This is a genomic window from Pseudomonas sp. LBUM1640 (assembly GCF_059716225.1).
This window is the reverse complement of record NZ_CP166816.1, coordinates 850,409-871,243: the sequence shown is the minus strand read 5'-3', so window position 1 is coordinate 871,243 and position 20,835 is coordinate 850,409. Positions and strand designations below refer to the sequence as shown.

Here is a 20,835-nt window from a genome sequence, read left to right as displayed (position 1 = left end):
CCGATGCAATGCATCGGCTTTTTTGTGGGCAACACTTACACATACTGCCAACAAACTTATAGATACCTTTGATTTTAAGATTCCCCCTACTGACTCCCCGTCAACAGAAATAAACCTGCAGCCATCTAACTTATCCTACACCGCTGGCGCAAGCTCCTACTTTAATGCGGGAAGAAAAACCTTATGCTTTCCATTCTACTGAACCGCGCCTGCTGACTCTTTTCTCAATAGCGCAAAGTAATAATGGAGCACCCTTTCGATGCCGGCCGCCCCTCTCTGGGAAAATGAAACAGATAGCTCATTGATAGAAAGCCCGGAAATTGAAAGTACGCTCATTAGCACAGCGTCTCTGAGCATTGACATACTGCTATTGGGCGAAACCGGCACAGGCAAAGATACCTTGGCCCAACGCATACATAGTCTATCGGAGCGGCGAGGTAACTTTGTTGCCGTGAACTGCGCAGCCATCCCGGAAAGTCTCGCAGAAAGCCAGTTGTTCGGTGTCAACAGCGGCGCGTATACAGGCGCACTGCAATCGCGGGCCGGCGTTGTCGAAGCCGCTCACTTGGGCACCCTGTATCTCGATGAGATCGACAGCATGCCATTGAGCATGCAAGCCAAGCTGCTGCGCGTACTGGAGACGCGGGGCGTGGAGCGCCTGGGCTCAACCCGATTCATCCCTGTGGATATGCGTGTTATTGCGTCGGCCCAGCAGTCATTGCTTGAAATGGTCGAGCAAGGCACCTTCCGTCGTGACTTATACTTTCGCCTGAATGTCGTCAGCTTCCAACTTCCCGCCCTGCGAGACCGACGAGAGCGGATCATTCCGTTATTCCTGGGGATGATCCAGCAAGAAGCCGAGCTCTTCAAATGCCCTGCTCCGACGCCGCCCGGTGAATTGCTGCAGCAATTACTATGTCATTCCTGGCAAGGCAATATCCGCGAATTGCGCTCTTCAGCCAAGCGGTTCGTCTTGGGCCTGCCACCGCTTCCCACCCCGATTTTCAACCCGCATGCCCAGGAAACGAGCCTGAAGGCACGCCTGCAGCAAATTGAAAAAGCCCTGATTGAAGAGTCGCTGCGCCGCAACGACCACTGTGTAGACAGCGTGGCAGTTGAGCTGAAGGTCGCCAAGCGTACGCTCTATTACCGAATGAAACAGCTCGATGTACAGCTGGCATAAAGCACTTGGACGTATCGCCGAAAATTGCCTACTGTTACGTAATGAGGTAGAAAAAACATGATGAAATAATTATACACAACCCTCCTCCGTGAAAATTGGAACGCTTCTTGTCTTGTATGCCACATAGTCGGTGAGCAATTTCAATATTGCTCATAATACAACGATAGCGATCAGCCGCTACTCAATCTTATTTAAAGCTCACGAGGTGTAATTATGGCTAACGGCGTTATGGGTTCCGCACAAACCGGAGCAGTACAAGCAACCACACAGCAAAAGATGGCGGAAGGCGTAGAAAACACAAAGGAAGATACGGAACTCACTAAGTTCAACGCAAAAATAGCCCTTTGCAAAAAAATTCAATACTAAGTAGATCAAGCCTTCTCAACTTTCACGTCGAGGGGGCTTTTACTTAACATGGCTCACCCCACTCGATACTGTCGATAGAGGTAAATATGTTCATCCCCCCCAAAGACCTCATAACGAACGGAAAGATCAACACAGGGTCGGATACACCTGCTGAAAGTTATCGCTCTTCTGAAGTCAATTTTTTCCTGGCCGAATTGAACAAGCCTGATCAGCCCGATAAAAGAAGCCCACGCGTCGTAGCCTCTACCGATTCAGCCTGGGGCCTCGGTGATTCGACGGAAACGTCGAAACGTCTCTCCAAAGGGCTTCGGGACGCTAGCAAGAATCAGCGTATGAACGTGCTCCCCCAATTGCTGGTGGAATCGCATGTCAATGTGATCGCACAAGTCAAGGTAGTTGGCGCAATCGCAAAAGCCTGCGACAAAATTTCAAGCATGGGGTAGTGCATGTACCGCCGCCTAAGCACCCTCATATTTTTGTCATTGGCGCTGTTGCTCACCGGCTGCGGTGAAAGTGTAGAACTGCATCGCAATATTTCCGAACAGGAAGCCAATGAAGTCATCGCGGAACTGGCTGACAAACAGATCCGTGCCCAAAAGATTCCGGGAAAAGACGGCGTCGCTGTCCGCGTCAAAGCAAGTGACATCAATCGAGCCGTTCGTACCCTGGACGCCGCTGGGCTGCCCAAGGTTGCACGCTCGACGTTAGGGGAGATCTTTCGCAAAGAAGGGGTCATCTCTACCCCACTTGAAGAGCGCGCGCGCTACATCTATGCACTGTCACAGGAGCTGGAAGCGACCTTATCCAATATAGACGGTGTACTCGTCGCTCGGGTGCACGTGGTATTGCCTGAGCGGATAGCACCAGGAGAGCCCGTACAGCCTGCATCCGCCTCTATATTCATCAAGCACGACCCGCGACTGGACCCTGACAATATCAATGCGCGAGTACGCAGGTTGGTGGCCAGCAGCATCCCCGGCATGGCCTCGGCTATAGACAACACAACAAAGCTGACCGTCGTGTTCGTACCGGCCGCGGCCTACATAGAAAAACAACAGCTTGCCTATTTCGGCCCTTTCCTGGTGCCGGAAAAAGACCTCGGTATCTGGTTTATCAGCATTTTTGCGCCTCTGCTCGCTCTCTTGTTGGGTACCGGTGCCTGGCTGGTCTGGCGCCGCAGGAAGGGGCTCGCTTCGGCACCCAAGCCTGAGCTGGCACACGTTACATGAGTGATGAGCTTAGCTGGGTCAAATGGTGGGCCTGCCCATGGGAGAGCGCCCACATCGACTGGCTTACGCTAACGGGGTTTGTGGAAACAGCAGCGCTCTCTCGCAGCCATCATGTCCGGGCGAGCAACCTGTTCGGCATCAAACCTGAACTTCCCCCGCTCATGTCTGCGGCCTTGCTGCAACTGGTGCTGACAAGCTCGCAACAACGAGACCTCATACTCGCCCTCGTCAATGAGGTATACAACGCATCGAACAACAGTCGATTGAGTCAAGAACAGCTTCTTTGGTGCCAGCGCTTGGCCAAGGCTCTGCCACCAGGCCCAACACCGCAGAGCATCGACGACCCCTTGCACTATCTGCGTGCGTGGGTCACACCCGCTCTATGGCAGCGGCTGCGCTTGAGTTTTGCTCACCATAGGGTGCTTGAATTGGAGCAGTCCCCAAAGCTGGGGGGCGCTCAAGGCCGCCTGGACATTCTGTGGCAAGCCGCTATTTGGCGTGCAACTTCTACCTCCATAGATGACGCGCTGCGCGCCTCCAGCGAGATATCCAACCATGTTTTGCACCCATAAAGTCGAGCTGCACGCCCGCTCTCACGACCTGTCGACAGCCCTGATTCCTCGGGAAATGCTTGCCGAATATACCCAGGCCCATCAAATCCTTGAACAAGCCGAAACCCAAGCACAGGCGCTCATACGTCAAGCCGAAAGCCAGTGCGAGAAAATACTGGAAAGTGCAAGCAATGAGTTCTGGCAGCGCGCCAATGCCCAACTTCATCGCTGGGAGTCGGAACGACAAGCGATGTTCGACCAATTGGAAACTGCTGCCAGCGCAGTCATCAACACGGCTATCCAAAGTTTGCTGGAAGAGACCGTACCCGCTCAACGCCTTACGGTACTGCTCAATAAGCTGTTGACTGCCCAACTCCCGACTGTGGAGGCGAACTTACTGTGTAACCCGTTGGACCGCGAACATGTCGAGCAATGGCTGAGCAGGCACTGTGATGTGCCATGGGCACTGCGCGTCGAGAACGGGCTCGCCGCCAGGTCGCTGATTCTTGAAACAGAAGATGGTGGGTTTCACATCAACTGGACTGATGCCGTCAACAACCTGGTGATCATCCCCCCCGAAGGTCGGAACAAGTAACAACGCTTTTAGTTTTTTTTTAACAAATTAATCCGTGCAGGGAACTGGTCATCCATCGGGCGCCACATAGGAGTAGAACCCCAACTGGAGTTAATGCAATGAATAGTGACGCCCGCTTTCTTGACAGTCTCTACAGGCAGCAAGCCCGTTCCGATGCAGCCTCCAAGCAAATCAAAGAAGATATTTCAAACGGCATGGACGAAGAAGAGCTCTCAATGTTCTTCGAAAATATGTTGCAAGAGAGGATCAACGATGGTGTCAGCTATACGGTGACCTCGTCCCTCATCAACTACGAGCACGCAGTTATCAAAAGTGCCATAAATGTCGTTTAGCGCCTCGCAGCACTATCTGGCTGACTGTTTGAGCGGTTGCAAACAGCGCTTTCAGATGGTCGAACAGGATGTCAACGTCGACGTGCATTGCTGCGCAGCCAACTACACCATCCAAACCAAAGAACTCCGCTGCAGCCTTGGTGTCATTTCGGTCGACCCAGCCTGGCGCATGTCCAAGGAGCACTTGCCTTAGCGCCACGCCCTGGCTACTTCTGGCCTGTGTAATGCCCGCCACGAAACTTCAGGCAGGAGTACCTGTTGAATGCCTTGGAAGCCCTTTCAACCGACGCAAAGCCTTGCGTGGCGTAACTGCGCGCCTGACTAAAGCTGGGTGCGATTTGCAGCCCACTCCCCTACGTAAGCTACCGCACTGAAACAGAGAACTTGTCATGTATAGCAAGATCAACAAGCACTCCGGCTTGCGCATAAACTCGCCTGCCGCCCTGGTAAAACGCGCTCATTGGCGCTGTTTGCTCGCGCTGCCCTTGTTGTTGGCGCCGCTGCACAGCACCCTTGCCGCCATTCCCTCCGAGTGGAAAAATACCGCCTACGCCTATGAAGCCGAACATAAGCCCCTACGCGATGTATTGGAGGATTTTGCTCAGACGTTTGGCACCCAACTGCAAGTGGATGGCCTCCTGGACGGAACCGTCAATGGCAAGATACGCGCCAATACCCCACAGTCGATGCTCGACAGGCTGGCGGTAGAACACCGTTTCCAGTGGTACTTGTACAACAACACCCTTTATATCAGCACCCTCGACCTGCAAGAGTCCGCGCGCCTGGAAGTCTCTGCCGAGACCGTCGCCGACCTCAAGCGGGCCCTGACCGACATCGGCTTGCTCGACAGCCGTTTCGGCTGGGGTGAACTGCCTGATGATGGAGTTGTGCTGGTCTCTGGCCCCAAGCGCTACATCGACCAGATCAAGCAATTCAGTAGCCAACGTAAGTCGCCCGACGAAAAGCAGAGCGTGCTCAGCTACCCGCTGAAATTCGCCAACGCGGGGGATCGCCAGATCGATTATCGCGGCGAAAAAATCACCATCCCAGGCGTTGCCAGCATGCTGCGTGGGTTGTTGGAGCCTCGGTCAACTTCATCCCTTTCGACAACGCCCCCAAGCCGTTCACAGCCTTCTCCCATCACACCCAACTTTCCCCGGTTGAACAACCCGATGCTGGGGCAAATGCTCGGCCAGGCAGCGGACTCGGGGCAGTTAGCCACTGGCGCGACGCTTACCCCCCGGGCGCCTGTGTCTGCCGGCAGAGTTCGCGTCGAAGCCGATGTGCGCAACAACGCCGTACTCATCTATGACCTCCCGGAACGCCAGACGATGTACCGCGAGCTGATTAACCAGCTCGATGTGGCGCGAAAAATGGTGGAGATCGACGCAATCATCCTCGATATAGAGCGCACCCAATTGCGCGAATTCGGGGTCAACTGGGGCAACAGTCACTTCAGTAGCGACGCGAGAATAGCGCCTGGGAGCTCATCGCAGCTGTCGATCACAAACCGCGACCGCTTCTTTGCCAAGATACGCGCACTGGAGCAACGCGGCCTGGCAACCATGGTGTCCAACCCGTCGGTCCTTACTCTTGAAAACCAGCCGTCGGTGATTGATTTCGCCCGCACTCAATACCTGACGGCAGGCACGGAGATCGCGACCGTCTTGCCCATCACTGTCGGCACCAGCCTACAGGTGGTGCCAAGGGTAATTACCACCCGCGGCACTCATCAGGTTCACCTGATGGTCGATATCGAGGACGGAAACTTCGACGAGTCCAACCCTGATCGCAAAGGTCCGGATGTACGCCGGGGCAATGTCAGTACCCAGGCGGTCATGGCGGAACAACGCTCGCTGGTGATCGGTGGGTTCCATGTCACCGAAAGCACCGACAAGCGCAACAAGATTCCCCTGCTCGGCGATATACCGCTGTTGGGCAAGGCGTTGTTCTCCTCCACCGAACGCCTGAACAATCGCCGCGAGCGCCTGTTTATCCTGACCCCACGCGTGATCGGTGACCAAGCTGACCCTTCACGTTATTTGCCGCAGGACGATCAGGTAGAGCTGCAAGCCGCACTCAAGCCACTGGCCAGGCGTTATGCCGCACACGAGCCGGTCATCAAACGCAGTGACATCACCAGCACCCTGGCGCATCTCGTCAGCGGGGAGGTTCCGCTGGCATTCAAGGCGGCCCCCATGCCACTGGGCCTGGGCACCTTGTGCAACACCCGCGATCTACTGGCAATGAACACCGATCGCAGCCAGTGGTATGCCGGCCCGCAGTTTAATGTGGCTGTGATAGTGCTGCGTAATCAGTTCAAGCGCACTGTGCGGATCGACGAAAAGGAGTGCAGCAATTCGCAAACCCTGGCCGTCACCGTGTGGCCGCGTGCGTGGCTCAAACCGGGTGAAGAAGCCGAGGTATTTATCGCCATGCGTCCGGTGGTGAAGGATGAACACATCGGCGTGCCGCGTCCCTCCTTGATCACTCCTGCTCAAAAGGCCAAGCCATGAAACGCCGTTTGTTGTGCCTCACCCTGATCAGCACCGTGCTGCTCATCGCCGGCTGCAGCCCCACCTGCAAAGGCGACTCCTGCTCACGCCCGCAAGCGACCAAGGATAAAATGGTGATCTGGTGGCCGCCGCAGATGCGCGTCGAGCCAGGGCCCTCCGGGGAACGCGCGGACTACCAAACGATCTCGCTGGAACGCTGATTTTTCAGTTACCTGTCAACGATCAACACCAGGTGTTCCTGGGCTAACGGGTGAGCAGCATTGCTGCTCACCCGTTCTTGCTTGCGGTATACACCTGGCACCGATCAGCGCTGCTCAAGCTCCGGCAACTCCAGGGTTTCGCGCTTGGCTTCATCATCAAGCTCACGCAATGTGCGATAGATCAGCGCCACCGCCTGCAAGGTTTCGCGGGGGATGCTTGCGCCCAGTTTTTTCGTGTAAAGCGTGCGGGCCAGCCATACACACTGAATCACCGGAACCTCGGCGGCCTTCGCCTGCCGAATCAATTCACGTGCCCCGTCGTCCGTGCCTTTGTTGACCAACATCGGCAGCGGCGTCTTACCGGGGCGGTAATACAGGGCGACAGCAAAGTGTGTCGGGTTGACCACCAGCATGTCGGCTTCCTCCAGCTTGGGCAGTTTGACCTTCGGTTCCTCCTGGGCCAATTGCTGTGCCAACGCGCGGCGTTGCCCCTTCACATGGGGGTCACCCTCCATGTCCTTGTACTCTTTGACGACCTCGACCTGCGTCATGCGCATGCGCTTGGCGAAGAAGTGCTTTTGCATCGTCAGGTCAATGAGCGCCAACACCAGCAATAGCCCCAGGCAGGCATGCAGTAAGTGGCGGAACAGGATGATCAGCGCAAGAATGTAGGTTTGCAGGTCACTGTTGGCCAAGTTAATCAATGTGCCCAATGAAGGCTTGATGACCACATACAAAATCACCCCCAACAGCACCGCCTTGGCAATACTCATCAACAGATTCATGACCGATTGAGCGGAGAACATCTGCTTGAGCTGCTTGAGAGGGTTGAGACGATTGAAATCCAGCTTCAAGGTCTCCGGCGCAAACAGCAACCCGAACTGCATCCAGCTGCTGATCAGCTTCGCGGCAATGGCCATCCCAACCATCAACAGGGCGAACGAGAAAAACATCAACAGCCCTTCAAACAGCACCTCTTCCAGTGCTCGAGTGAAGGGCTGAGCCATGCTCGACATGGGCAACACCATCAGTTGCTGAAAGCGTTGCATGCTCGTTTCGGCGGTGAACAATGCAACCTCGCTGATGGCCGTCAGCGCCAGTAGCTTGCTGACATCCTGGCTTTGGGAAACCTGGCCTTTCTTGCGTTGATCGCGCAGTTTCTTGGCGGACGCCGGGTGCTTCTTTTCACCGGAGTCACTCATGGCGCCGAGACCTGGAACATCACCCCGAGTGAGTGCTTGAGGTCACCCAGCAGGTTCAAGCGCCCGACGATCAGGTCCTGCAGCAACGCAAAGTACAACAACAGAATACCGATACCCGCCAGGCTTTTGAGCGGTGGTGCCAACGTGCTCACCTGCAATTGCTGACTGTAGACCCCCAGGAGTGCGATACCGAACTCCAGAAATAACAACACGGCAATAAAGGGCGCAACGTAAAGCATCATGTGGGTAAAGGTATCGCCGAGTATGCCAAGGAACGTACTGAAACCATTGACTGCCGGCAGCGGCACCCAGGCCGTGGCCGGCCAGATCAAATAACTGTCCCAGATCACTTGGGTAAGCACGCTCAAACCCAGGACAGCAATCAGCAAGTAAATCACCAACTGCTTGAACAGATGCCCGATGGGCGTTGCGTCCGGCCCCAGTGAAGGGTTGAGTTGACCACCCGCCAGGGCGCCACGCTGGTTATCCAACAGCGCGCCGACTGACTCGAACATCCAAAAAGGCATGGCCAACAGGACACCCAGCAAAATGCCCAAGGCGGCCTCCTTGAATATCAGGCCGATGATCATCAGCGCGGAGTAGTCCTGCTCCATCAGTACAGCATGGATACCTGGCGCCGGAATGAATGCCATGACCATCACGATGACGTGCCGAGGCATGCCGCGTATATGTTGGAAGCAGAACGCCGGCACCAGAATGGCACAAGGGTAGATCCTCGCCATGGCCACCAGCAGGCTTGGCAGATAGTCAAGATAAGGCAGCACGTGCAGGCCCTCAGTTCAACGCCGAGCGGGCGATCATGTCGAACATCAGGTTGATCAGTTGAATCAGCTCCACGCCGATCCAGCGTCCCGTCAATATCAGTGTGATACCCACCGAGACCAGCTTGATGCCAAAGGGTAACGTCTGGTCTTGTATCTGCATCAGGGCTTGAACCAGGGACGTCAGCACGCCGACGACCACCGCTACGATCAGCGGCGGTGCCGACAACACCACCACCAGCAGCATGCCCTGCTTGAAAAGCACGATCGGTTCCATGGGCTACTCAAAGGTATGAAAGGAAAAGACTGTCGAGCAACCGCGACCATCCGGAGACCATCACGAACAACAGTAATTTGAGCGGCAGGGCAATGGTCGCGGGCGAGACCATTTGCATCCCCAACGCCAAGAGCAGGTTGGACACAATCAAATCGATGACGATGAACGGAATGTAGATCAGGAAGCCGATCTCGAACCCCGCCTGCAACTGCGACAATACAAAGGAGGGGATTAGCAGGATCAGGTCGTCGCGCTGGGTGCTTTGCGCCATTTCCGGTGGCCACAAGCGCACGCTGTTTTCGTGCATGTGGGTCAACACATCCGGATCGATGTTGCGCTTCATAAATGCACGCAGCGGCTCTATGGCCACAAGGCCAGTCGCTTGAACGGTCTGAACATTGCTCATGTCCAGGGGCGCACCCTTGAGGTTCTCGGCGATCTGGTAACCCACGGGGGCCATGATAAACAGCGTAGCGGCCAGCGCTATTCCGTTGATCGCCATGCTCGGAGGCACCTGCTGAACGCCGATGGCGTTGCGGGTGATCATCAGCACAATGACGATTTTCAAGAACGCCGTGCAAATGATCAACAGCATCGGCAGCAACGACAGCGCCGCGAAAAACAGCGCCATTACAATCGGGTCAACGCCCTGGAATATCATCGGGAGAACACCACGCGAGACAATTGCAAGCCAAGACGTCCATCGACTTCCACCAACTGCCCGTGGCCAATCGGCCGCTCACCGTAATACAGGCCGGCCATGCCCGGGCCATAACCGCTGATACCCAACACTGCACCTGGCGCAAGATTGCGCAGTTCGCCCAGGCTCAGGTTCAGGACACCACAGCGCACCGTCAGCGCCATACTCAAGTCATCAAAGAGCTCCCGGCCGAAGACATCCTCCACCGGTTGATCAAATTCAGGCCCCGGGACTTCTTCTATTACAAATTCTTCGTCCATGGACGCTTCCTCTATGGCAATAAGGTTGAGGCATAACGAACCGGACTCATCGTCAATACGCCCTTGCAGCCGTTGACTGCCGATACTCAAATGACCACGGCCCTGTACATCAAAAAAGGCGCGTTCAAGCATCAGCACGTCACCCGCACGTACGCCACGCAATTGCGCAATGGGCAAACTCAAGCGGCCCACAGTCACGGCTATTGCCAACGGAAACGATGCAGGTAATGGGCTGGCCGTCGACCGCCAAGCGCCGGCCGCACACATCGCCAGCAAGCTTTGCGGGGCCAGCCACAGGTAACCTGCAACCTTGGACGGCCCCAACATCACGGTAAAACGGCAACCAAAGCCCAATTTTTCAGGCGCAGGCAGCACGCGCAGATAACCGAACAACGCCAGCACCTGCGGGCTGAGGTGATGCTGGAACAATTCCCAGAACCAGGACTTCGGGTCGTTACCAACCTCTGCCAGGGTTACCGGGCATTCGCCCATCAGGCTGAACATCGCATCGGGCTCAGAGAACGCCAGTACACCGAGGGCACTCTCGACACACAAAGGGCTTACCCCTTCAGGAGCGCGACCGGGTTCGAGCACAAATGCGCCCTGCTGATTGCCGACTTGGAACGGCATGCGTAACCCGCGCCCCAGCCGATGCAACGCCGCAACCCTTCCCCCCTCAACCAATGGCGGTGTCAAAGCGGACATGATCATGCGGGGCCCGCGCTTTTGATGTGGATATCGACAGGCTGCCCCAACGCCTCGACCAGCCTGTCCTGATAGCGTTGTTTCACTGTGCCGAGCCAAAGCGCCGTGCGTGGTTCTTCGGCTTCCAGCTCGATGTTCCAGGCACCGGGCTGCCGTTGGACACTGGCGTTGATCCGCCCCAGCCGTGGCACGTAAAGCACCGCCAGCAACGGCCATTGCGTGACGCCCTGAACGCGAAGCGCCAACTGCTCCGTCAATGCCTCGAGCATGACTTTATCCGCCGCCACACTCTTCGTGGGCAAGCGGGAACCGTAACCAACTTGGCCATCATCCTTGGCGAAAATTTGGGTGAATAACTGCACATGGACCCAGGGCACCACGGCCTCAACCCCTCTCTCACGATCGTCCCTTGTCTCGCGCATACGGGGCCGGTTAGACCTGCTCACAGGTAATCGTTTCATGACTCTCCTGCACCAGTAACTGGGATAATTCCGAGAGTTTTTCAACCTCTCGCAAATATCGGGTGGCCTCTATTTGCATACTGTCGACGTGGACCACTTGCTGCTCCCGCTGCCCGTGTAATTCATGCAACTGCGCTTCTTCGCGCTGCGTACTGGCGGACAACGTGCGCTCCTGGGAACTCCACGACTTGAGTTCCTTAAACGAGAGCACTTGCCCTTGATGCTTGCTCAATAGCTGCGCAGATTCTTGGGCTTCCTGCACGCGCGTTTGCTCAAGGGCCTGCTGCGCCTGCTCAACTTGCAACTGCAACGCCCGTTGATGCCTTTTAGCCTCACCCAATGCGCGCTCGGCCCGGTCAGCCCGGTGTTTGCGCAGACGCCTCAGGGTTTCCAACTCAGAAAGGAACATAGGCGGTCAGCTCCGTCAGTTGATCCAGGGTGGCCTCCATCGGTGAAGGCTCACGCAAGTCCTGGCGCAAGAAGCCATCCACCGCCGAACGGCTATCCACCGCCAAGTCAGTCAGTGCGTCACTGCCGGGCTGGTACTCGCCCAGCTTCAGCATCAGCTCGATCTGCTGATACGCCGACAATAGGCGGCGCAGCCCAGTACCCGCCTGGATATGCTCAGGCGTGGCGACGTTGCTCAAAATCCGCGAAAGGCTGGCCAACACATCAACCGCTGGGTAGTGGCCGCGCTCTGCCAGCTTGCGGGACAAAACAATATGGCCGTCGAGCAACGAGCGAACCTCGTCAGCCACAGGGTCACTCATCGAGTCCTGTTCGATCAGTACGGTGTAGATCGCGGTGATAACGCCGTCGCGGGTCAACCCGGCGCGCTCCACCAAACGCGGTAACAAGCTGTACACAGAAGGCGGCAAGCCGCCGCGGCCCAGGGGTTCACCGGCCGCCAGGCCGATTTCTCGCTGCGCGCGGGCAAAACGCGTCAAGGAGTCGATCAGCAGCAGCACCCGTTTGCCCTTGCGCCGATAGCCTTCAGCCAGCGCCGTGGCGGTGAACGCTGCGCGGGCGCGCTCCATGCTGGAGCGGTCGGACGTCGCGCACACCAGCACGGCCTTGGCCCGCAATTCGTCGTCCAGTTCATGGTCGAGAAACTCCCGCAGTTCCCGGCCACGCTCGCCGATCAGGCCGAACACAATCACATCGCACTCAACGTTACGGGCAATCTCCGCCAGCAAGGTGGTCTTGCCACAGCCGGCACCGGCAAACAGGCCCACACGCTGGCCCTCGCCAAGCGTGAGCAAACCATCGATCGAGCGCACGCCGGTGGCCAGGGCCCGATTGATCCTCGGCCGTTCGGTCGGCAACGGCGCCTCACACAACACCATGCTCGCATCCGGGCTGTCGGACTCGACGAAGGCGCTGGGGCCAACGCCGGTAATCGGCCGCCCGAAACCATCCAGCACCTGGCCCAACAACTCATCACTGACCCGCACCCGATGCGAGACCCCCAGAAGCTGCACACTGGCGCCCACGCGTATACCTTCAAGATTGCCCAAGGCACTGAGTACGGCATCCTGCTGATCGAAACCGATGATCTCGGCCAACATGTATTCGTCGGCAGATTTTTCAACCTGGCACAAGTCACCGATACGCGCGTTGGGCAGTCGGCACTGCAACAACATGCCGTTGACGCGTTGGACGCGCCCGCGCATGGTCACCGGCATCAGGTTGGCCAGCGACTGGGTCTGGCGCTCCTGCCAGACATCAAGACGCGCCTGCAGCTCCTCGTTCACCAGCGCACCTCATAACGCTGCGCGCCATCGAAGACCACCTTGGTATTGTCGATCATTACCAGACGCAAACCGTCCACTTCATCACCTACGAACAACCGGCTGCCCTCTTCCAGCACGACGTGGCCGTTGGGCCCGCCGACGATTTGAACAATCTTGAATGGCAGTGCTCCGTCGCGTACACGCACGCGGCTGATCACCGGCACTGCGCTGTCAAACAGCTCACCAAAACGGCTGAGCATGCGCGACACCAGCTCCACATCGTCCTGGGAAACGTCGCCGTTAAGCGCGACTTGGCCATTGATCACTTGCAAGCTGACCCGTTGGCTCAACTCACGCTCACTGAGCATCTTCAACAACTGCTGGCGCACTTCAAACGGCGTGGCCAGTTCGTGTTTGACGACCACGGGAGGCATCAATGAGGCTTGGGCCTCACGCTCTCCCGTCGAGGCTATGCCCGCCACTGCAACGATGATCGCAAGCACCAGCACTACGCTGATCAGACGTTTTTGCTGCACCTGCGAGATCGACGATAATGGCAGCGCCCGCGGCGCTTCAGTGGCTTGCGGCGATGGCGCAGGGGCGGGTGCTTCGGGCCATGGTTGGTCGGCCAAGGTGACACAGAGCCTGATAGCCCCTACTGAAAAAGGCACGTTCAGCGCCAGGCTCGCAATCTGTGCCAGCACTTGTCCCTCATCACCGTGCAGCAGGCCGGCCTCGGCCTGCACTGACCAGTTCGAGCCGACCAAGCGCAACCGCGCGTGCTGCTCGGCGATGCCCGGATCATTGAGCATCAGGTCAGCGTCCGGGTGAGCGCCAATGCTCCACTGCTCACCAAACAGCGGCAACGCGGCGCCCTGGCGCAGACCATTGAGCACCCGCAACTCAAACATTATCGAGCCCTCTCGCGCGCTGAACCGCATTGAAAAATCATGCCGCCGCACCACGCATCAGCTCATCTTGACCAAGATCGAAGCGCCCCAATACTTTCACCTTGGACGTGCTTCCCAACTCCGCAAAGGACAGCACCGGCACGTGGTTGAACTCTTCCAGCAGCAAGGTGCGCAAAGGGCTGCGCAGGTCCTGCGCCACCAACATCACGCTCTTGCTCTTGGCACGTAGGGTGAAGGCCTGGTTGAGGAGGTTGATCAATGCGGCGCTGCTTTCGTTATCCAGTGCAAAAAACACCCCGGTCTGGGTCTGGCGCAACGCTTCGCGCAAGATGTTCTCGGTATGGGGCGACAGCAACCAGGCATGCAGGCCATCGTCCTCGCTGTACTGGTGGAAGATCTGCGCCTTGAGGGCAATGCGTGCATAGTCGGCGAGGGCATCGGGTTCACGCTCGTGCTGGCCGTACTCGATCAGCGACTCCACAATCAGCCGCACGGCGCGCAGCGGTACACCTTCACTGGCCAAGCGTTGCAACACCGCTGAAAACCGCGAGAGCGGCATGATGCGTTGCAGCTCCTGCACCAGTTCCGACTGGTTATGCTCAAGCCAACCGAGGATCGCCTTGCTTTCCTGAATGCCCAGGAACTGCGGGCCGCTGAGCATCATCGCCTGCCTCATACGATCGATGATCAGGCTCGTGGCGGTAAAGCGCTCCAGCTGCGGGTCATCAAGCAGAGGATCGTCAGGTGCCAGCCAGAGCCAGTCCTGTTCATCACGTTCGGCCAGCCCCGGTATTGCGTGCTCAGGCTCAACCGTCAGCGCTTTACGCTCGACGGCCAGGTAGGGGACAACCGATGCCTTGACCATCGGTACTTCATGCACGCAAAAACGCATTTCATCGGCGGCCAGTGAATCATCGAGTTCGACTTCGAACGGCGGCAATGTCAGGCCGATATTGGCGACGAGCGAATTTCGTGCCTGGCGGATTCCGTGAATAAGATCCGTAACCTCAGGTGTCCCGCGCAAGGCCGGGGGAAACTGCAACAGGTAAGGCCGCGATGGATCGAACCCGCGCAAGTCCTCTTCCCCGTTCTCTTCGGGCCGGACAGCTTCGGCAGCCTCATCAGCGGGCTTTTCCGCTCGCTGACGTTGGCGCATCAAGTAATAACCCAGGGAGCCGGTTACCGCCGAGAGCAGAATAAAAACCAAAGTGGGCATGCCAGGCACTGCTGCAAACGCGAGCATCCCTACCGATGCAATCATCCAACTCTTGGGCTCACTGGTCATTTGCCGGGCGATTTCCGCGCCCATGTTAGTGATACCCCTGCGCCCATCCGGCGCCACACGGGTGATGATCATGCCGGCAGTCAGGGAGATCAGCAGCGCAGGAATCTGCGCAATCAGGCCATCGCCGATGGTCAGAACCGAATACAGTTGTATCGACTCGGCAGCGCTCAAATCATGTTGAAACATGCCCGTGGTGAAACCACCCAACAGGTTGACCACGACGATAATCAACCCGGCGACGGCGTCGCCCTTGACGAACTTCATGGCCCCGTCCATGGCGCCGAACAACTGGCTCTCGCGAGACAATTGCTCGCGCTTGTCCCGCGCCTGCATACCATCGATCAGGCCGGCACGCAGGTCACTGTCGATGGACATCTGTTTGCCCGGCATCGCGTCCAGGCTGAACCGCGCCGCGACCTCGGCGACCCGTTCCGAGCCTTTGGTGATCACCAGGAAGTTGACCAGGGTCAGGATCATAAAGATCACCATCCCCACCGCCAGGTTGCCACCCACCACGAAATTGCCGAACGCCTCTACGATGTCACCAGCGTCCTGTTCCAACAGGATCAGCCGCGTAGTGGCGATCGACAGCGCCAGACGAAACATGGTGGTCAGCAGCAAAATCGATGGAAACGATGAAAACGCCAAAGGCCCTGGCAAATAAAGCGCCAGCACGATCAACAGGCACGATATGCAGATGTTGACCGCAATCAGTATGTCCACCAGCCAGGTGGGCAGCGGGACGATGAAGATAAACACGATGCCCAGGACCACCACCGCGCCCAGCACTTCGGCACGCTGTGCCACTTTGAGCAAGACGTTGTTGATGGCCGACAGTGCAGTCACGCCAGCGTCCCCAGGTCACCGGCAAACTTCAGGGGGCCACGCTCGACGCGGTCGAGTTCGCCCATCACCGCCAAAAAGCTGCTCAGGGCCTCCTGGCGTACCCTACTGTCGGGCCACAAGGCCAACGGCAACTCCCGAATCATCGGGTAAAGCGCGTTGAGGAGTACCACTTGCCGAGTGGTCAGGCCACTGCCCAGGTCATGCCCAAGTCGCAGGATTTCACCCGCATCGATACCGCTGCCGGCATACCCCAGCATGCGCTGCAAAAGGCTCACGGAGTCATAGCTTATGCCCAGGCGCTGGATCAACGCCTGGCAATCGGTCAACACGGAGCCCAACTTCCCACAGCTCTGCAGGGCCAGCAACAAGGTGCGCAACCGTGGCGTGGTCATTGCCGACACCAGGACCGCAATGTCGTCAGCCAAGGCTTTACGCATGCTACTGAGCCTGGCGGAAAACGTATCGCCACCGTATACACCCAGCAGGGCCTGCATCATCGTCACCAAGGACTGGCGGGTGGCCACGCTTGAGTAGTAGAGCGCCCGCAGCGCTTGGCGCTCCTGCGGATCACCACCGGCCTGCGTCAACGCCGTGGCAATTTTAAGACCCGCGTGGATTTCCCCTTTGAAGCTGACCGTCAGCAGGGCAACCGCATCCCTCGCCAAGGTAGCTTCGGAGGGGCGTACTTCATTGTTCGCCTGGGCCTCCAGATGCTTGAGCACCACGAACGCACGAGCGGGGTCCCCCTCAGCAAGCTCCAGCAGCTTGTCGACACTGGGATGGTGCTGCAATTGGTGCCTGAACCGACGAGAAATAGCCGCCAAGGATTCCTGGGCCGGATGGCCCAATTGATCATAAAGCTGAGCAAGCTGCTCGGCGGGCGGAACGTGTATAGGCATCAACCGCGAGGCCCGATTGCTGGCAGTCACTTCCTGGTCGAAGAACGAAATAAGCTCATCGACTTTCGCTGGGGCGGGCGGCGAGACAGGCGCAGCGGCGGGTTGATCCAGGCGCGGGGTAGAGGGCGCATCTTTAGGGGATTCGACTTTCATAAGCATGCCAAGAAGGGAAGAGTGTGTCCCTATGTGGCGAGGCCTGCCGATACGGTTCCATCAAAACTCGACTTTCGACACTATTGAAAAGACCGGCACAAACTATCGGCGCCATTTGCAAATTACTGCGCAAAAACTCTTCATTTCAATATATTTATCTATATAAATCATAATGTTGGGAGATTTTTTCCTTTGGCACAGCCAGTGCAAAAGGGGTTCGCATCGAAACCATTTCGATAGCGTCTACCCCGAGGAAAAAATCATGAATATCCCTATTGAAGCTTTAGCGCACCTTGTTGGCAGCTCGCCTCAATTCATGCATCACCTGACGGACGATCAACAAAAGAAACTTCGGCGCTTCATTCACAAACGCGTGCTCAACCCCGAAGATGCGGACGACATTCTGCAACTGACGTACCTGGAAGCTTGGCGCAACAGGGAGCGCTTCAGTGGTCAGGCAAGCCTCAGCACTTGGATGTGCGGCATTGCGCAGAACCTGGTCCGCAACCATTTCCGTCGCCTCTATGCCAAGCCGGTGCATTGCGAATTCGATGAATCGCTGTGGCATGGCCAAGAGGAAAACAACAACCTGGATTGGGAGTTCGAGATCAACCGCCGACTGGAAAAAACCCTGACGGCCATCGACCACCTGCCGACAGAAATGCGCAAGACGCTGTACGCCTCGCTGGAGACCGACGGCAGCTACCAGGACACGGCCGACGTGTTGGACATCCCGATCGGCACCGTTCGCTCACGCTTGTCGCGCGCGCGTGAACACCTCAAGCGTGTCACGCACAGCCCGTCGCAACCGTAAGGCCCTCTAGAGGGTAATCGTTGGGCGGCAGGGATATCTGCCCAACCGAATCCTCCCGTTTCATACGCGGCAGCGAGATCGCCGACCGCTGGATCGATACTCTGCCCCGTACACGTCATAACGCTTAACACCAGTCTCCTGTGGGCGCTGGCTTGCCTGCGATTGCAGTGGGTCAACCGATGATGAGGTTGAACGTGCCGCCGTCATCGCAGGCAAGCCAGCTCCCAGAGGGGATTGTCGTGGCGCCCTGAGCAGGAGAAATCCTTGAGCCACTCGTCGCCCGACGCGCTATTTTCGGTTAAACAGTTGAAAGCGTAGATAAAAATTAAAAATAAACGCTTGACGCATTCCCGTTCTACGCGAATAATGCGCGCCACTTGGCTACATAGCTCAGTTGGTTAGAGCATAGCATTCATAATGCTGGGGTCCGGGGTTCAAGTCCCTGTGTAGCCACCAAGTACTAAAAACGGCTTACCGAAAGGTAGGCCGTTTTTTTATGCCTGAAGAAAAGCCCTGAGGCATACTCGCCCCCAACCACACGGAGGCGATAGGTGAACACTCACTTCCCCACCCACGGCATCACCACCGAACGGCTAACGCTGCAAGCCGCCCACCCGTCTCGCGCTCGCGCCCTGCAAACGTACCTGCTGCGAAACCGCGTATTCCTCAAGCCCTGGGAGCCGGCGCGCGACGATGACTTCTTCGAACTCGACGCCATCACCCAACGCCTCGAAACCATGGCCGAGAAAACCGCCAGCGGCGAAGCGCTGCATCTGCTGATACTGCGCGACGGCCATATCATCGGCGCCTGCAACTTCACCAACATCGTGCGCGGTGCATTCCAAGCGTGCCACCTGGGCTACGCGCTCGACGAATCGGTTCAGGGCCTGGGGCTGATGCACGAAGCGCTGAAAGCCGCGATTGACTATGTGTTCGAAGCCATGAAACTGCACCGAATCATGGCCAACTACCGCCCCGAAAATGAACGCAGCGCACGTCTGCTGAAACGGCTGGGGTTTGAGCGTGAGGGTGAAGCGCGGGCCTATCTCAAGATTAATGGCGTGTGGGCGGACCATGTGCTGACGTCGCTGATTAACCGCGCAGACCACGCTTCATGAGCCTCAGCGTATTCGCCATCATCCTGCTCGGCGCCGCGCTCCACGCCACTTGGAATGCCGTGGTCAAAGGCGGCGTCGACACGCTGTTGACCACCTGCATGATCGCCTCCGTCGCCTCGTTGATTGCGTTGGCTACCCTCCCGTTCCTGGCGCTGCCGGCGCAACAGAGCTGGCCGTTCATCGGCGCGTCGGTGATTCTCCAAGTGCTGTATTTCGTGCTGGTTGCCTCGACTTACCGCATTGCCGACATGAGCCAGACCTACCCGATCATGCGCGGTACTGCGCCGCTGCTGGTGGCGACGGTGAGTGTATTTATGTTGTCCGAGTCGTTGTCGGCGTTCGCATGGCTGGGCATTGCAGTGATCTCTCTCGGTATCTTGAGCATGGCCATGGCGCCTTCTACAGGGCCGAGAAAAGGCTTGGTTCTGGCATTGATCAACGCGGGGGTGATCGCCAGCTATACCCTTATCGATGGCTTGGGTGTGCGCAAGTCCGGCGCGCCGGTGGCCTACACACTGTGGATCTTCCTGTTGACCGGCCTCCCGCTGGCCACGTGGGCACTCGCGAACCGGCGCCGGGTGTTCTGCGCCTACGTAACCCGTAACTGGCACCTGGGCATCGTCGGCGGCGCGGGTACGATTGCATCTTATGGCCTGGCGCTTTGGGCCATGACCGCAGCCCCCATCGCCACGGTTTCAGCCTTGCGGGAAACTTCGATTCTGTTCGGCGTAGTGATCTCGGCATGGGTGCTGAAAGAACACCTCACGCGTGTACGTATCATTGCCGCATGTGTCATTGCCGCCGGGGCGATGCTGCTGCGCCTGAGCTGAGCTGCCCATTGTGCTTGCGCGCAAAAAAACTGCGTATCTGTATTTTGACGCCTTCCTGAGCCACTGTTAGTGTCCAGCCTCCCCTACACGGAGCGCCCCGGATGAAATTGGACATTTACCAAGTCGATGCTTTCAGCCAACACCCTTTCGGTGGCAACCCGGCTGCCGTCTGCCCACTGACCGAATGGCTGCCCGACGAGCAACTGCAAAATATCGCCGCTGAAAACAACCTTTCCGAAACCGCCTACTTCGTGCCCCGTGGCGATGTCTATGAGTTGCGCTGGTTCACACCGGAAGTCGAAGTGGACCTGTGTGGCCATGCCACGCTGGCAGCGGCGTGGGTGTTGATTCACCCACTGGCGGATGCGCCTGAAGTGTTGCGTTTTGCCACCCGCAGCGGCGAGCTTCGCGTGACACGCAATGGCGACGAACTGGCGATGGATTTTCCGGCCAAGCAACCCCAGCGCTGCGAACCGCCAAGCGGCCTGTTGAGCGCATTGGGGATTGAACACGCCGAGGTGTTTGCCACCGATGACTACATCGTGCTGGTCGACGACGAAGCTCAAATCGCCGCCCTGACACCGGACTTCGCGCGCCTCAAGGGCCTGCCCAAACGCGGGATTGCGGTGACGGCCAAAAGCACGCGGTTTGATTTTGTTTCGCGATGGTTCGGCCCCAACGTGGGCGTCAATGAAGACCCGGTCACCGGCTCCGCCCACACTTCGCTGGCACCGTTCTGGGCCGAGCGTTTGGGCAAGCCGTTATTGACCGCTGAACAGGGCGGCAAGCGCCGTGGGCAACTGCGTTGCGAGCTCAAGGGCGACCGCGTGATCATTTCGGGCCATGCAGTGCTCTACCTGCAAGGTGTTATTTACCTGTAAAAAGCA

At 57.6% G+C, this 20,835-nt stretch carries 24 protein-coding genes and 1 tRNA gene; 14 read left to right on the top strand and 11 right to left on the bottom strand.

The features are described from left to right. Window positions 1-259: 259 nt before the first annotated feature. From ACA065_RS03780 to hrpT, 9 genes are all read left to right on the top strand, one after another. On the top strand, window positions 260-1,183 hold the full coding sequence (locus tag ACA065_RS03780) for a sigma 54-interacting transcriptional regulator (RefSeq protein ID WP_497693381.1): 924 nt from the start codon (window positions 260-262) through the stop codon (window positions 1,181-1,183). 213 nt (window positions 1,184-1,396) lie between these two features. Then, window positions 1,397-1,549, top strand: coding sequence for a hypothetical protein (locus ACA065_RS03775; RefSeq protein ID WP_497693380.1), 153 nt, complete (start codon window positions 1,397-1,399; stop codon window positions 1,547-1,549). An 86-nt stretch (window positions 1,550-1,635) separates the two neighbouring features. After that, window positions 1,636-1,992 carry a hypothetical protein gene (locus ACA065_RS03770; protein WP_497693379.1) on the top strand — a complete coding sequence of 119 codons (357 nt, stop codon included), beginning with the start codon at window positions 1,636-1,638 and terminating at the stop codon, window positions 1,990-1,992. Window positions 1,993-1,995: 3 nt separating this feature from the next. After that, the gene (gene sctJ, locus ACA065_RS03765; RefSeq protein ID WP_497693378.1) at window positions 1,996-2,778 is read left to right on the top strand and encodes a type III secretion system inner membrane ring lipoprotein SctJ; all 783 of its coding nucleotides are present in this window, start codon (window positions 1,996-1,998) and stop codon (window positions 2,776-2,778) included. After that, a complete protein-coding gene (locus ACA065_RS03760; RefSeq protein ID WP_497693377.1) occupies window positions 2,775-3,350 on the top strand; it encodes a type III secretion protein in 576 nt (191 codons plus the stop codon). Before sctJ ends, ACA065_RS03760 begins: the two co-directional genes overlap by 4 nt. Then, the gene (sctL, locus tag ACA065_RS03755) at window positions 3,334-3,924 is read left to right on the top strand and encodes a type III secretion system stator protein SctL (protein ID WP_497693376.1); all 591 of its coding nucleotides are present in this window, start codon (window positions 3,334-3,336) and stop codon (window positions 3,922-3,924) included. Before ACA065_RS03760 ends, sctL begins: the two co-directional genes overlap by 17 nt. 98 nt (window positions 3,925-4,022) lie before the next feature. Continuing rightward, window positions 4,023-4,256, top strand: a complete 234-nt coding sequence (locus ACA065_RS03750; protein WP_497693375.1) for a hypothetical protein — start codon at window positions 4,023-4,025, stop codon at window positions 4,254-4,256. Between the two features lie 389 nt (window positions 4,257-4,645). After that, window positions 4,646-6,772 carry a type III secretion system outer membrane ring subunit SctC gene (gene sctC, locus ACA065_RS03745; RefSeq protein WP_497693374.1) on the top strand — a complete coding sequence of 709 codons (2,127 nt, stop codon included), beginning with the start codon at window positions 4,646-4,648 and terminating at the stop codon, window positions 6,770-6,772. Next, window positions 6,769-6,972: an HrpT family type III secretion system protein gene (hrpT, locus tag ACA065_RS03740; RefSeq protein WP_497693373.1), complete on the top strand. Its 204-nt coding sequence runs from the start codon at window positions 6,769-6,771 to the stop codon at window positions 6,970-6,972. Before sctC ends, hrpT begins: the two co-directional genes overlap by 4 nt. A gap of 104 nt (window positions 6,973-7,076) precedes the next feature. On the opposite strand, the gene sctU is transcribed toward hrpT, so the two are convergent. Genes sctU through ACA065_RS03685 form a run of 11 tightly spaced genes read right to left on the bottom strand, consistent with a single transcriptional unit; the run spans window position 7,077 to window position 17,186 of the window. Continuing rightward, the gene (gene sctU / locus ACA065_RS03735; RefSeq protein WP_497693372.1) at window positions 7,077-8,174 is read right to left on the bottom strand and encodes a type III secretion system export apparatus subunit SctU; all 1,098 of its coding nucleotides are present in this window, start codon (window positions 8,172-8,174) and stop codon (window positions 7,077-7,079) included. Beyond that, window positions 8,171-8,959, bottom strand: a complete 789-nt coding sequence (gene sctT / locus ACA065_RS03730) for a type III secretion system export apparatus subunit SctT (protein ID WP_497693371.1) — start codon at window positions 8,957-8,959, stop codon at window positions 8,171-8,173. The genes sctU and sctT overlap by 4 nt, the downstream gene beginning before the upstream one ends. Window positions 8,960-8,969: 10 nt before the next feature. Next, window positions 8,970-9,233, bottom strand: coding sequence for a type III secretion system export apparatus subunit SctS (sctS, locus tag ACA065_RS03725; protein ID WP_497693370.1), 264 nt, complete (start codon window positions 9,231-9,233; stop codon window positions 8,970-8,972). Between the two features lie 7 nt (window positions 9,234-9,240). Then, window positions 9,241-9,894, bottom strand: a complete 654-nt coding sequence (gene sctR / locus ACA065_RS03720) for a type III secretion system export apparatus subunit SctR (protein WP_497693369.1) — start codon at window positions 9,892-9,894, stop codon at window positions 9,241-9,243. After that, window positions 9,891-10,904, bottom strand: a complete 1,014-nt coding sequence (locus ACA065_RS03715; protein WP_497693368.1) for a FliM/FliN family flagellar motor switch protein — start codon at window positions 10,902-10,904, stop codon at window positions 9,891-9,893. Before ACA065_RS03715 ends, sctR begins: the two co-directional genes overlap by 4 nt. Next, window positions 10,901-11,359: a type III secretion system HrpP C-terminal domain-containing protein gene (locus ACA065_RS03710; protein WP_497693367.1), complete on the bottom strand. Its 459-nt coding sequence runs from the start codon at window positions 11,357-11,359 to the stop codon at window positions 10,901-10,903. Before ACA065_RS03710 ends, ACA065_RS03715 begins: the two co-directional genes overlap by 4 nt. Beyond that, complete coding sequence (gene sctO / locus ACA065_RS03705; protein ID WP_497693366.1) at window positions 11,331-11,768, bottom strand: type III secretion system stalk subunit SctO; 438 nt, start codon at window positions 11,766-11,768, stop codon at window positions 11,331-11,333. The genes ACA065_RS03710 and sctO overlap by 29 nt, the downstream gene beginning before the upstream one ends. After that, window positions 11,755-13,113 carry a FliI/YscN family ATPase gene (locus ACA065_RS03700; protein WP_497693365.1) on the bottom strand — a complete coding sequence of 453 codons (1,359 nt, stop codon included), beginning with the start codon at window positions 13,111-13,113 and terminating at the stop codon, window positions 11,755-11,757. Before ACA065_RS03700 ends, sctO begins: the two co-directional genes overlap by 14 nt. Beyond that, complete coding sequence (locus ACA065_RS03695; protein ID WP_497693364.1) at window positions 13,110-14,003, bottom strand: FHA domain-containing protein; 894 nt, start codon at window positions 14,001-14,003, stop codon at window positions 13,110-13,112. Before ACA065_RS03695 ends, ACA065_RS03700 begins: the two co-directional genes overlap by 4 nt. 37 nt (window positions 14,004-14,040) lie before the next feature. Continuing rightward, complete coding sequence (gene sctV / locus ACA065_RS03690; protein WP_497693363.1) at window positions 14,041-16,134, bottom strand: type III secretion system export apparatus subunit SctV; 2,094 nt, start codon at window positions 16,132-16,134, stop codon at window positions 14,041-14,043. After that, window positions 16,131-17,186: a TyeA family type III secretion system gatekeeper subunit gene (locus ACA065_RS03685; protein ID WP_497693362.1), complete on the bottom strand. Its 1,056-nt coding sequence runs from the start codon at window positions 17,184-17,186 to the stop codon at window positions 16,131-16,133. Before ACA065_RS03685 ends, sctV begins: the two co-directional genes overlap by 4 nt. A gap of 262 nt (window positions 17,187-17,448) precedes the next feature. Here ACA065_RS03685 and ACA065_RS03680 point away from each other — a divergent pair, with 262 nt between their 5' ends. The 5 genes from ACA065_RS03680 to ACA065_RS03660 all read left to right on the top strand — a co-directional run bounded on the left by ACA065_RS03680 (window position 17,449) and on the right by ACA065_RS03660 (window position 20,829). Next, window positions 17,449-18,000, top strand: coding sequence for an RNA polymerase sigma factor (locus ACA065_RS03680; RefSeq protein ID WP_497693361.1), 552 nt, complete (start codon window positions 17,449-17,451; stop codon window positions 17,998-18,000). 379 nt (window positions 18,001-18,379) lie between these two features. Then, window positions 18,380-18,456 (top strand) — tRNA-Met (locus tag ACA065_RS03675). 95 nt (window positions 18,457-18,551) lie between these two features. Next, a complete protein-coding gene (locus ACA065_RS03670; protein WP_497693360.1) occupies window positions 18,552-19,118 on the top strand; it encodes a GNAT family N-acetyltransferase in 567 nt (188 codons plus the stop codon). Next, the gene (locus tag ACA065_RS03665) at window positions 19,115-19,948 is read left to right on the top strand and encodes an EamA family transporter (protein ID WP_497693359.1); all 834 of its coding nucleotides are present in this window, start codon (window positions 19,115-19,117) and stop codon (window positions 19,946-19,948) included. The genes ACA065_RS03670 and ACA065_RS03665 overlap by 4 nt, the downstream gene beginning before the upstream one ends. A 101-nt stretch (window positions 19,949-20,049) precedes the next feature. Then, the gene (locus ACA065_RS03660; RefSeq protein ID WP_497693358.1) at window positions 20,050-20,829 is read left to right on the top strand and encodes a PhzF family phenazine biosynthesis protein; all 780 of its coding nucleotides are present in this window, start codon (window positions 20,050-20,052) and stop codon (window positions 20,827-20,829) included. Window positions 20,830-20,835: the final 6 nt, after the last annotated feature.